Here is a 12,632-nt window from a genome sequence, read left to right as displayed (position 1 = left end):
AACCAAGCAATGCAAGTCGACAGTTCAAGAGACGACCGAAGATGCGGCACGAGAAGAACGGAACACGAATGGATGAGACGTCACCGAGTCCTGGTCGTGACCCATCGATCTTTCGTCAGCTCGAGGCGACCGGGGCCACGCAAGTTCTATTCGGCTCCGACCCAGCAACTGGATTGCGCTCCATCATCGTGATTCACGACGCCACGCTCGGCCCGGCGTTGGGCGGCGTCCGCATGTGGCCGTACTCCGATGAAGCCGAAGCAGTCGCCGATGGACTGAAACTCGCGCGAGCAATGACGCTGAAAGCGGCCGCGGCCGGACTCAACCTCGGCGGCGGCGCGAGTCTCATAATCGGCGACCCGGCGACCGATAAATCTGAGGCTCTACTTCGGGCACACGCCCGGTATATTGCCACGCTCGGCGGTCGCTTCGTCCCTGTCAATGACGTCGGAACTGACCAAGCCGACATGGCAATCATCTCGCAAATTGCCTCGCCTGTGTGTGACTCAGGGGACCCGTCCCCATTCACCGCACTCGGTGTCGTTGAGTCGATTCGTGCCTGTCTCCGGATCCAAGGCGAATCGGGCGACCTCGCCGGAAAGCGGGTGGCGGTCCAGGGCGCTGGGAACGTCGGATCGAATCTCACGAGGCTGCTTCGAGCAGACAACGCCCAGGTGGTGATTTCCGACATCGTGCACAGCAGGGCCGTGCGAGTCGCGAGCTTGTACGGGGCCGAGGTAGTCGCGCCGACCGCTGTGATGCGAGAGCACTGTGACGTGTTCGCCCCATGCGCATTGGGAGGCGTCCTCACTGACGCGACGATCCAGGAACTTCGGTGCCGCATAATCGCAGGCGGTGCGAACAACGTCCTCGCTGATCCGTCCCTGGCAAGCAAGCTCTCCGAGGCCGGAGTTCTGTACGCCCCCGACTTCTTAGCCAGCGCCGGCGGCCTGATCTTCCTCGAGGAGAAGTTGCTCCAACATGACGACCAGCACGCATTCGCGCGCGTGCGCTCGGTAGGAAAGCTGGTCGAAGACGCCTTAACACGAGCGTTGCGTGACGACATCCCAGTCTTGCAGGCGGCGATAGATGCAGCTCAGGCGAGAATCTCCGCCAGCCGTGCGGACCCGCCTCATGCCGCGCGCACGATCGATCCACCAAGCCGTTGACAGTAGCGACGCGCATCGCCCGATCGAGCCGAAGCACCACGTGAGACCAGTAAACGAACGTTGACCGAACTTCCTGCGGCACCGTTACATTGAACCAACCGGTCGATTCTCCAATACCGCCTTGGTTGCGGGGGCAGGATTTGAACCTACGACCTCTGGGTTATGAGCCCAGCGAGCTACCGAACTGCTCCACCCCGCGGCACCGACCGCCTTGCGGCGATCATCCTCGTAGCAACGCTCGTCAGATCATGTTTCTCAGTCGACCTGATGCGATGCTCCCTTGAGTCTACGTCACCGCTCGAGTCCGCTTCGACCATCATCGCTTCTGTTCTGTCATCACGTCACCCGCGATGCCGGCCGCCGTTGTGCAGAATCTGCAGCGATGCGATAATCCAAAAGTGCAGCAAGCACAAGGGCAGCGTCAATACAGAAGCCCCGTTTCGCCCTGGGGAGAGGCGTCAGCGAGAGGCATCAGCGACGGGCCTGATCGCACTGTGAACGGCGTTGCCGCTCTCCGTGATGCACGTCCGTCACCTTCAGCGAGAAGCGTCGGTCACCTTCAGCGAGAAGGATGAGGGAGCTCCGGTTCTTCGAGAAAGGCTTCTGGGGTCTCGGTGAGACGATCTGTGTCCTTGAGTGACGAGTACTGGAGAAGGCCAAATGAGTGATTCGCCCGCTTCCGCAACGCCGACTGCCGCCGCCGCCGCGGCCCACAAGAAGAGCATCTTGTTGGTTTTCGCGGGACTCATGCTGACGATGCTGCTCGCGTCCCTCGATCAAACCATCTTCAGCACCGCGTTGCCGACCATCGTCGGGGATCTGGACGCTGCCGACGAGATGGGCTGGATAATCACGATCTACCTGCTCACATCGACGATCGTGCTCCCGATTTACGGAAAACTCGGTGATCTTGTCGGTCGCAAAGGCATCTTCATCACCGCGATTTCGATCTTCGTCATCGGCTCGACCATCGGCGGTTTCGCTCCCGACATGACCTGGTTGATCATTGGTCGCGGTGTGCAGGGCCTCGGTGGCGGCGGGTTGATGATTCTGTCTCAAGCGATCATCGCCGACGTGGTGCCCGCCAGAGAACGCGGTCGCTATATGGGAATCATGGGCGGCGTCTTCGCGGTGTCCTCGGTAGCGGGTCCATTGCTGGGCGGCTGGTTCACCGACGCCATCGGCTGGCGGTGGTGCCTCTGGATCAACATCCCCCTGGGCATCCTCGCGATCATCGCGGCCGTGGCCTTCCTTCACCTGCCGAAGCACAGCACCACCGGGTTGCGGCTTGACGTATTCGGAGTGGCGCTCCTCGCGCTTGCCTCGACCGGACTCGTGCTGATCAGCACGTGGGGTGGGACAACCTACGATTGGGACTCCCTCGTTATCATCGGTCTGATCATCGGAACAGTTCTCGCCGCGGGTGGCTTCGTCCTCGTCGAACGACGCACTGCGGAACCGGTCATGCCTCTCGACCTGTTCCGGAGGCGCAACTTCAATCTGAGCACCAGCGCAGGTCTCTTGATCGGCGTCGCCATGTTCGGCACCCTCGCATACGCGCCGACCTACCTGCAGATGGTGACTGGCGCCAGCGCAACACAGGCGGGACTGCTGATGGTCCCGATGATGGCTTCGTTGCTGGTCGCCTCGGTCGCCTCCGGGCAGATCGTGAGCAGAACCGGCCGCTACAAGTGGGCGCCGATAGCGGGGACGCTCGTGACTGCTGTGGGCCTGTTTCTGCTTTCGACGATGTCGTCGACGACGGAGGTATGGGTGACCTGCGCATATCTGAGTGTCATGGGCTTGGGCTTGGGCATGTGCATGCAGAACCTGATACTCATCGTCCAGAACACGTTCCCGAACGCCGTTGTCGGTACGGCGACAGCGACCAACAACTACTTCCGTCAGATCGGTTCGTCGCTGGGTGCTGCCATCGTCGGCGCCGTGTTCACGTCACGGCTCGCGACCCTTCTGGCGGAACGACTGCCATCAGACGAATCAGCAGCCGCCGGCTCGAGCAACGCATTCACACCTGAGTCTGTAAAAGATCTGCCTGCGCCGATCCGCGACATCATCGTCGGTGCGTACGGCGACGCTCTCACACCCGTATTCTTCGCCATGGTTCCACTGATGCTCGTCGCGGCCATCATTGTTTCGTTCCTCCGCGAGGACCCACTGAAAACGACGTTGGACCATGGCGACGTGATCTCAGGCAGTTTGGAGATCGACGGAGCGAGCGCCGCGGCACTGAGCACTGCATCGCTGGCGATTATCAGTCAGGAGCAGATCGACTCCGAGCGGGCGCAAAAACGGTAGCCGCTGGACGGGGCCACCCGGCTGGTCAGACCTGCACTACCGGAGCGGCATCGCATTTGCGAGAGCGACGACTCTCCGTCTGTCAACGCAAAAGTCCCGGCCTCATACGAGACCGGGACTCATGGCGCTTCTGATAAACACAGCGTTGCGGGGGCAGGATTTGAACCTACGACCTCTGGGTTATGAGCCCAGCGAGCTACCGAACTGCTCCACCCCGCGGCACAAGAATTGACTCTAGCACGGCGCAGAAGCGCCGTCCAATCGAGGGCATCCACGACGACGGATGCCCCGGCGCATCCGATTCCCGACCGCGACGACGGGCGCCCGGAGCGCACGAACTCGATCGCACTTTCTTTGTTAGGACTCTTTCCAAACGGTTCGAGCGTTGGTACTGTCGCCGCAACAGTTCGCATTCAGCCGTCCCGGCCATCGGGATCGGCATGGCCAGACAACGATCGATGAGGATTCACATGTCACCACGCCATCTGTTCCGTGGAGCGGCCATCACCGCCGTCGCCACCGCACTCCTCGCCGCTGCTGCGGTCTCCCCCGCCCTCGCTCACGGCAACGGCCATGGGAATGGGCACGGCAACGGCCATGGACACGGCCACTCCGACTCGGCCGGCCCCACCGACATCAACGGGTACCGCTCGGTCGGCTACCTCATGTCGGACACCCCGGTCACTCGCGATTACCAGATCGAGGACCTCCTGCGCACAGGCGCGATCGAGGATGTCACGCACCTCAACTACGCCTTCGGCAACGTGACGACGAACCTCACGTGCGAGATCACCGACGTACCCGGTGAAGGCGACGCGCAGAACGACTACCTGCGGCTCGTGTCTGCCGCCGATTCGATCGACGGCAAGAAGGACAAGACGAACAAGCACCAGCGCCTGGCGGGCAACTTCAACCAGCTGCTGAAGCTCAAGAAGGAGAGCCCAGACACCAAGGTGCTCATCTCCCTCGGCGGCTGGACCTGGTCCGACAATTTCTCGGCCGCGGCCTCGACACCTGAGAGCCGTGCCACCCTCGTCTCCTCCTGCATCGACGTGTACCTCAAGGGAAACCTCCCGCGGGTCGGCTCGCTCGGCGGCCCCGGCGCCGCGGCAGGGATCTTCGACGGCATCGACGTCGACTGGGAGTGGCCGGTCAACGGCGGCGAGACCGCGAACGCCAAGCCCGAAGACCGTGAGAACTTCCTGGCCCTCATGGAGGAGTTCCGCGCACAGCTCGACGCCTACGGCGCAGAGACCGGCGAGGAGTACCTGCTGACCGCCTTCGCCCCGGCGGGGGGCTGGAACACCAACGCCGGCGGCTGGACCGACCCCCGGCTCTTCGCCGTCATCGACTGGCTGAACGTTCAGGGCTACGACTACGCGGGCGGATGGACCGGCACCACCGGTCACCAGGGCAACCTGCACCCCGACGGCGACCACAACTGGGGGCTCGCGATCGACAACGCCGTCGGCCTGTACACGGCCGCCGGTGCCCGACCCGACCAGCTGAATGTGGGCCTGGCCGCCTACGGCCAGGGCTGGGCGGGCGTCACCGTCGGCGACTCGGCGTGGCAGGCGACCACGGGTTCGCTCGGAACGAAGCCGTACTACGAGATCCGCGACGTCGGCGAGGGCTACTTCGACCCCGCCCTCGGCGCTTCATGGCGATTCGATGCGGCCACCGGCGAGTGGTGGAGCCTCGACGACCCGAAGTCCGTCACCGCGAAGGCCGAATGGATCGCGAGCCAGGGCTTCGGCGGCGCCATGTGGTGGGATCTCTCGGGCGACTACCGCAATGAGCTCGGCGACGCGCTGGGCGACGCGCTCCGCGACGCCGACGAGGGCCCGCTCGACTGAGGCCGCGGCGCGGCGACCGCGTCGGGCAGCACTCAGCTGCCGGTCGCGGCCGTCGACGTCTGCGGCGACGCCACGATCTCGAATGACAACGGCAGCCAGCGCTCGGCGGGCCAGCCGTACATGCCCTCGCCGAGGTCGACCGTCGCCGGGAACATACGCCACGGCACGCGATAGTGCTCCTGGAAGGAGTCGATGGCGAGGCCTGCACCGCGCACGGCGTCGAACACCTCACTGAGCGGATGCATCCACTCCCACGTGCGCGAGTTGACGAGGGCGGCATCGGGGTCGGCGTAGTCGCTGGGGTCGTCGATCACGTCGGGCTCGGCATTCGCATACGGGTACGCGAACGTCGGCATGCCGCCTGGACCGCCATCGTCGTCGAAGACGAGAGCCGCCGGGTGACCGTCGGCGAAGTAGAACCGACCGCCGGGCTTCAGGAACCACGACACGATGCGCGCCCACTCCGCGACATCCGGAAGCCAGATGATGGTGCCCCAGGTCGTGAAAACCAGGTCGAACGACTCGGGCTCGGGCAGCATGTGGCGAGCGTCGTAGACGTTCGCCTCGATGAACCGGGCACGTTCGGCGAGACCGAGCTCGTCGGCCATCCGGCGGGCCTCCGCGATCGCCGAGGGCGAGAAGTCGATGCCCACGACGGTCGCGCCGAGGTTCGCGAGGGAGAGCGTGTCGGAGCCGAAGTGGCACTGCAGGTGCAACACCCGCACACCCTCGAGCCCGTCGGGGTAGAGGCGCTCGATCGCCGCGCGCGTGATCGGGTCGAGCACTCCCCCGCCGGCGCGCAACGGCTCCTGGTCGTAGAACTCCGACGCAACGTGCACGCCGACGCGTTCATCCCAGTTCGCGAGATTGTCATCGAGCCATTCGCCGCCCCGCAGGTCGACCTCCACGTCACTCCTCAGAGGTGAGCACGAGCAGTTGCGCGATGATCTCCGCAAGCTGGGCATCGGCGGCGCCGTAGGCCGCCCAGTCTCCGTCGGTGAGCGCCGCCTGCTTGTTCTTCAACGCCTGCGACGCTTCGTTGAGCAGGGCCTGCACCTCTTCGGTCGGAGTCGCGGGCGTCGTGGGCTCTTCGCCCTCGGCTGGCGGCGTCGGCTCAGCTTCGGGATCCACCTCGTTGTCTCCCGCATCAGCCCCGGAATCACCGCCGAAGAGCACGTCGAGCGCGAGGTCGAGCGTGTCTTGGAAGGCGATCTGGTCGCCGAAGGCGACGAGCACCTTCTGCAGGAGCGGATAACTGGTGTTACCGGTCGACTCCACGAACACGGGCTGCACGTAGAGCAGACCGCCGCCCACCGGCACCGTCAGCAGGTTGCCGTTGATCACGTTGGACTGTCCCTGTTTCAGCAGGTTCAGCGACTGGGAGACCGTGGGGTCGGAGTTGAACTTCGCCTGCACCTGGCCCGGGCCGGGCACGTTGTCGTCTTCCGGCAGGGTCAGGAGCCTCAGGTCGCCGTACCCTTCTGCGCGCTTGCCGTCGGCGGCGCCGGCATCGGCATCGACCGCGAGGTAGCCGCGAAGCACGTTTCGACTCTGGTCGCCGCGCGCCTCAGGGATGAACGTCGAGTACAGCGAGTAGCTCGGAGCGTCTTGACCCGGCATCTGCATGGTCAAGTAGTACGGCGGCTGCAGCAACGTGCTGCCGGTCTCGGCGGTCGGGTCCTTCGGCGTCGTCCAGGCGTCTTCACGCGAGTAGAACGGAATCGCCTCGGTCACGTGGTAGCGGCCGAGCACCGAGCGCTGCACCTTGAACAGGTCGGACGGGTAGCGCACGTGGCTGATGAGGTCGCCCGACATCTCGCTCATGGGCTCGATCGATGTCGGGAAGACCTTCTGCCAAGTCTTCAGGATCGGGTCCTCGTCGTCCCACGCGTAGAGCTTGACGGTGCCGTCATAGGCGTCGACCGTCGCCTTGACGGAGTTTCGGATGTAGTTGATCTCGTCGAACGCCAGAGTGGGGGCGAGCCCCTCGCTGTCGGCGATCGCGTCGCTCATGCTGACCTTGTTGGAGTACGGGTACTGGTCGGAGAGCGTGTATCCGTCGACGATCCACACGATGCGCCCATCGACGACCGAGGGGTAGACGTCGGAATCGAGCGTCAGGTACGGCGCGACCTTCTGCACCCGTTTGAGCGGCTCGCGGTCGTAGAGGATCTGCGAGTCGGTCGAGACCTGGTCGGAGAGGAAGATCTGCTCTGACTGGAACTTCAGCGCGTAGACGAGTTTCGTGAACGCGTTGTCGAGCTTCGGGCCGCCGTTGCCATCGAACGTCGTCTGGGTCTGATCGGCGCCCTCGGTGCCCGACGGGTAGTCGAGCTCGATCGGCTTGGCATCCGTCGGCGCGCCGACGATCGAATAGGGCGGCGAGCCCTCTCCGAAGTACACGCGCGGCTGGAAGTCGCCGAGCACGCCCGATGACGGGATGCCGGACTGCAGGAACACGGGTTGCCCGTCGACTGAGCGCTGGTTGCCTGCAGCAGCCACGAGCCCGTACCCGTGCGTGTAGACGAGATGCGAGTTGAACCAGGTCTCTGCGTCACCGAGGCCCGAGATCTTCACGTCGCGCACGGCGACGACCGTGTCTTGCGTCGCGCCATCGATCTCGTAGCGGTCGACGTCGAGCTGCTCGGGGAACTGGTAGTACTGGCGGAACTGTTCGAGCTGCTGGAAGGCCGGCGAGATCACGAGCGGATCCATGAGGCGGATGCTTGCCGTCGTTGCGGCATCCGCACGCAGCGCGCCCGACTCGGCATCGGTCTTCGCCTCGAACGGGATCTCTTCGACGTCGGCGACGCCGTAGGCATCACGAGTGAGGTCGATATTGCGCTGGATGTACGGCTCTTCGAGCGAGCGAGCGCTCGGGTCGACCTGGAAACGCTGCACGACCCACGGGTACAGCGAGCCGATGAGCAGGCTCGAGACCACGAGAAGGGCCGTTCCGACGAGCGGCAGACGCCAGCGTCCGATGATCGCGGTGATGAAGAACAGGATGGCGACGACGGCCGCGATGGCGGCCAGGATGCCGCGACCCGGGATCGTCGCATTGACATCGGTGTACGAGGCGCCCGTGAAGAGAGAACCGGTCTCGGTGACGGTCGCGTACTGGTCGAGCCAGATGCTGACGGCCTGGAGCAGCAGGTAGAGCCCCGCGGTGACTGCGATCTGGATGCGCGCCGACTTCGAGATGACGACCTCGCGGCCGCTGACCCGCAAAGCGCCGTAGAGGTAGTTGGTGGCGATGACGAGCAGCACCGACAACAGCAGCACTGCCGAGGCGAACCCGACGACGGCACGGAAGAACGGAAGTTCGAAGACGAAGAAGCCGACGTCGAACCCGAACTGCGGATCGGTGGTGCCGAACGGCGTGCGGTTCAACCAAGCGAGCGTGAGCTCCCAGCGGCTGGACGCCGAGACGCCGGCGAAGATGCCGAGCACGACGGGGATGCCGTACATGGCGAGCCGGCGCAGGGGCTCGAAGACCTCTTGGTAGCGGTCGAGCTGTGAATTCAGCTTCGCGTACACCGGGCGCGAACGATACGCGATCTGAATGGAACCCCATACCGGCAGCGCCATGGCGAAGAAGCCGACCGCGAAGAGCACGATGCGGGCGATCCACTCGGTGGTGAGCACCGAGAGGAAGCCGAGCTGGTCATACCAGAGCACGTCGGCGTAGAGCCCTGCGAAGGCGAAGAAGGCGATAACGAGAACTGCCACCACACCGATCGTGATGGCTATCGGCGCGCGACGGCGCTGAGTCCTCGGTTCCTGCGGCTGTGCTGACACTCTCGGCCTCGTGTTCGGTCGGGTTGGGATCGAGACTCCATCCTAGAGTCGCGTTCCTTGGAATCGGCTGTTCAGGCGGCCGGGCACGATGGGTAGCTGCCCGTGATCTGCCCATCTGCGACGTCTTCGACGATCGAACGCGCCTGATCGAGGGTGGACACCGCGAAGACGTAGACCCCGTCGGGAACATTCCCCATGACCTCGTCGCAGTTCGCCTCGGGAGCGAGGAACCAGTCGGCACCGGCTCTTTCGGCACCCCAGAGCTTCTGCTGGATGCCGCCGATCGGCCCCACGGCACCGGCCGAGTCGATCGTTCCCGTACCCGCGACGATCTCGCCGCCCGTCATCGCACCCGGCGTCAACTTGTCGACGATGCCGAGAGCGAACATCATGCCCGCACTCGGTCCGCCGACGTTGTCGAGTTGCAATTCGACATCGATCGGGAATTCGTAGTGCATGCGCACCCCCACACCGAGCACGGCGACTCCGTCGCGGGAGACGGGGGTCACCTCGACGGTCAGCGGGGAACCGTCGCGGATGAGTTCGATCGTCGCAGGGGAATCCGAACCGTGCTCGCGCACCGCCGCTTGAAGCTCGCCGATCGAATTCACCTGGGTGCCGTCGAGCGAGACGATCACGTCGCCCGCCTCGATGATGCCGTCGGCCGGCGACCCCTCGAGGAGCCCGGCGACGGTGACTTCGCGCGGGAAGTCGTACCCGAGCTCGACGAGCGCCGCCGCGATCGCATCCTGTTGCGAATCGACCATCGCCGCTTCGTTCTGCGCGTCACGATCTTCGTTGCTGACGCCGGGCGGGAAGATCGCTTCGACCGGCACGACCGAGCGTGTGCGATCGAACCAGGCAGCAAGCACCTCGAGCCAGCTCGGCGTCTGGCCGGGCCGACCGACGATCGAAACGGTCAGGAGGTTGAGCTCGCCGTCGGTGGGGAAGGTGGTCTCGTCGAGGATCTCGATGAGCGGCACTTCTTCGTCGTCGCCGTTCTCGGCAACGCCGAGCGTGTCGTAAACGGGTCCGGGCTGCTCGATCACGTACGGCGACGGCAGCAGCGCGAAGACAATGCCGATCATGATCGCGACCGTGAGGGCGCTCCAGCCGATGCGTTCAGCGAGCGAACGGCGACCGTGGCGCGCCGGCTGCGAAGACGACGCCGATGGCTCGTCGGAGAAGAGGGCCATCCCACATTCCTTCCGGGGCGACGGGTCGTCGCTGTTGCAAGCGCCGGGGCCGGCGCTGTTCGCGAAGGGCGGACACCCGGAACGCCCAGCCTAGGCCATTTCCCAGACACACGGCCGTGCCTCCGCGTTACGGTTGACATGACGCGACTGGGAGGTGGCGAGAGTGGCCGATCGGCATGATGAGCCCGACGACCGGAGCCCCGAAGACGAGTTCCGAGAGATGCTCCGCGAGCTGCTCTCGGGTGAAGGCGGCATCGATCCGTCGAGCCTCGCGGGCGCCGCAGGTCTGCCCAACGACCCGGCGAGCCTCGCGGCGCTGTTCGGGCAGTTGCAGCAGGCGATGAACCGCGCCGATGACGGCATCGACTGGAGCGTCGCTCTTCGCCAGGGCGAAGAGCGCGCCGCAACCGACCAGCGCCAGATCACCGATGAAGAACGTGCCCGGCTCGGCCAGGCATTCCAAGTGGCATCCCTGTGGCTCGATGAGGCTGTCGATTTCGGCGCACTGCCCGGCACCCCCGAACTGCTCACCCGGCGTGCGTGGGTCACCGCGACGATGCCCATCTGGTCGCAACTGGCCGAGCCCGTCGCGCTCTCCATCTCCGATGCGCTCACCCGGGTCATGAGCGAGCAGGCACCCGAAGAGATGCGCGAGATGATCGAAGGCGCGAGCCGCATGATGCGCGGCATCGGCGGTGCGCTGTTCGCCATGCAGCTCGGGCAGGTCGTCGGCCAGCTCGCCACCGAGGTGGTCTCCGGCGGCGACGTCGGCATCCCGCTGTTCGACGACGGACGCGCTGCGATCCTGCCGCAGAACGCGGCGACGTTCGGCGAAGACCTCGACATCCCGACCGACCAGGTCGAGCTCTACCTCGCCGTGCGCGAACTCGCGCACGCGCGACTCTTCCGGCACGCACGGTGGTTGCGGCTCCACCTGATCACCGCGATCACGACGTTCGCCCGCGGCATCGACATCGACACCGACCGGCTCGAAGAACTCGCCGAGGGGTTCGACCCCTCGAACACCGAAGAACTCCGCAACGCGGTCGTCAACGGCGCCCTCATCCGGGCCAAGAGCGAACCGCAACAGGCCGCCCTCGCGCGGCTCGAGACGATGCTCGCCCTCGTCGAGGGCTGGGTCGACGCGGCCACGGCCGATGCGACCGGGCGACTGCCGAAGTCCGACGCGATCGCGGAATCGATCCGTCGTCGTCGCGCCTCTGGCGGCCCGGCGGAGTCCGCATTCGCGACGCTCGTCGGTCTCGAGCTCCGCCCCCGCCGCCTTCGTGAGGCGACCGCCATGTGGCGGGCCGTCACCGACGCCGTCGGCGTCGAGGCGCGCGACGCTCTCTGGTCCCACCCCGACCTCCTGCCGACCTCTGAAGACCTCGACGATCCGGCTCGCCTCGTCGCGCGCCTCACGGGCACAGACACCGCCGAGGCCGAAGCCGACGACGAGTTCGACCAGGCGCTCGAGCAGCTCCTCCGCGGCGAGACACCGGCAGCACCGGGCGAAGACGGCGAGGAACCGACCGCCTGAGTGGCAGCGGCAGGCTGCTTCGGGCGCAGCCTGTGGAGGAATTCCACGGTGACCCGCGCGATTCGGGCAAGCTCTCGGCATGTCACCGCGCATCGATCCGAACCTCCCCCTCGTCTGGCGCACGCCGACCGAGCTGCAGCTCGGAGCAACGCCGCGCGTGGTGCTGAGCGAGCCGGGTGAGTTCGAGACCGGACTGATCACGGCCCTACGTCACGGCGTCTCGGTGCGCACGCTGCAGACGATCGGCGCGGGGCTCGGCGGTTCGTCGGGCGACGTGCAAGCATTGCTCGACGTGCTCGCACCGGCGTTCGAGGCAGCACCCCCGACTGCGCCCGAGGCGGCACGCCGGGCAGCACCTGAGACGACCGCCGCCACCGTATCGGGCACCGCATCGGGTCCCGCATCGGGTCCTGCATCGGGTCCTGCATCGGGCCGAGCGGATGCCGCGGCATCCGCTCGCTCACCGCTCCTCGTCGCCCTCGACGCACCACCCGCCATCGCGCGCCTGCTCGCCGCGAACCTCGCCACCCTCGACTACGAGACGCTGCCCGCTGAGGAGGCCGCTGCCGCAGCCGACCCCGGCGACATCGCACTCGCCGTCATCGTCGCCCCATGGGTGATCTCCCCCGCACGGCACCTGCCCTGGCTCAGGGGCGACGTACCTCACCTCGCCATCGTCTTCGACGATGAGGGCACGCGCGTCGGTCCGTTGGTCGAGCCCGGGCGCGGTCCGTGCCTGCGCTGCCTCGACCTC

Annotated in this window: 7 protein-coding genes and 2 tRNA genes; 4 read left to right on the top strand and 5 right to left on the bottom strand. The window is 65.7% G+C overall.

From position 1 onward, the window contains the following. Positions 1-173 precede the first annotated feature (173 nt). Positions 174-1,169 carry a Glu/Leu/Phe/Val family dehydrogenase gene (locus tag AC1C2T_RS12955; RefSeq protein WP_495385581.1) on the top strand — a complete coding sequence of 332 codons (996 nt, stop codon included), beginning with the start codon at positions 174-176 and terminating at the stop codon, positions 1,167-1,169. Between the two features lie 122 nt (positions 1,170-1,291). Here the strand turns inward: AC1C2T_RS12955 and AC1C2T_RS12950 are convergent. Further along, positions 1,292-1,368 (bottom strand) — tRNA-Met (locus tag AC1C2T_RS12950). A gap of 461 nt (positions 1,369-1,829) precedes the next feature. Between AC1C2T_RS12950 and AC1C2T_RS12945 the strand changes: the two genes are divergently transcribed. Further along, positions 1,830-3,485 (top strand): MDR family MFS transporter, encoded by a 1,656-nt coding sequence (locus AC1C2T_RS12945; protein WP_495385580.1) that lies wholly within the window; start codon positions 1,830-1,832, stop codon positions 3,483-3,485. Positions 3,486-3,630: 145 nt separating this feature from the next. On the opposite strand, the gene AC1C2T_RS12940 is transcribed toward AC1C2T_RS12945, so the two are convergent. Then, a tRNA-Met gene (locus AC1C2T_RS12940) sits at positions 3,631-3,704 on the bottom strand. Between the two features lie 251 nt (positions 3,705-3,955). Here AC1C2T_RS12940 and AC1C2T_RS12935 point away from each other — a divergent pair. Continuing rightward, entirely contained in the window at positions 3,956-5,341 is a 1,386-nt protein-coding gene (locus AC1C2T_RS12935; RefSeq protein WP_495385579.1) for a glycoside hydrolase family 18 protein, read from the top strand. A 32-nt stretch (positions 5,342-5,373) separates the two neighbouring features. Here AC1C2T_RS12935 and AC1C2T_RS12930 read toward each other — a convergent pair whose 3' ends face one another. The 3 genes from AC1C2T_RS12930 to AC1C2T_RS12920 form a co-directional block, all read right to left on the bottom strand. Beyond that, positions 5,374-6,249: a class I SAM-dependent methyltransferase gene (locus AC1C2T_RS12930; RefSeq protein ID WP_495385578.1), complete on the bottom strand. Its 876-nt coding sequence runs from the start codon at positions 6,247-6,249 to the stop codon at positions 5,374-5,376. A gap of 1 nt (position 6,250) precedes the next feature. Beyond that, positions 6,251-9,082, bottom strand: a complete 2,832-nt coding sequence (locus AC1C2T_RS12925; protein WP_495385784.1) for a UPF0182 family membrane protein — start codon at positions 9,080-9,082, stop codon at positions 6,251-6,253. 131 nt (positions 9,083-9,213) lie between these two features. Beyond that, positions 9,214-10,338, bottom strand: a complete 1,125-nt coding sequence (locus tag AC1C2T_RS12920; RefSeq protein ID WP_495385577.1) for a YlbL family protein — start codon at positions 10,336-10,338, stop codon at positions 9,214-9,216. A gap of 220 nt (positions 10,339-10,558) precedes the next feature. On the opposite strand from AC1C2T_RS12920, the gene AC1C2T_RS12915 reads away from it, so the two are divergent. Next, positions 10,559-11,878, top strand: a complete 1,320-nt coding sequence (locus tag AC1C2T_RS12915; RefSeq protein WP_495360843.1) for a zinc-dependent metalloprotease — start codon at positions 10,559-10,561, stop codon at positions 11,876-11,878. Positions 11,879-12,632: the final 754 nt, after the last annotated feature.

This window comes from Agromyces sp. Y558 (genome assembly GCF_059445415.1).
The sequence above is the reverse complement of the archived record's forward strand: the minus strand, read 5'-3'. Positions and strand labels throughout refer to the sequence as shown.

Bases quoted from the DNA above. Each gene is read 5' to 3' on its own strand.
- AC1C2T_RS12915 (WP_495360843.1), top strand. From the start codon at position 10,559: ATGCTCCGCGAGCTGCTCTCGGGTGAAGGCGGCATCGATCCGTCGAGC.
- AC1C2T_RS12945 (WP_495385580.1), top strand. From the start codon at position 1,830: ATGAGTGATTCGCCCGCTTCCGCAACGCCGACTGCCGCCGCCGCCGCG.
- AC1C2T_RS12935 (WP_495385579.1), top strand. From the start codon at position 3,956: ATGTCACCACGCCATCTGTTCCGTGGAGCGGCCATCACCGCCGTCGCC.
- AC1C2T_RS12920 (WP_495385577.1), bottom strand. From the start codon at position 10,338: ATGGCCCTCTTCTCCGACGAGCCATCGGCGTCGTCTTCGCAGCCGGCG.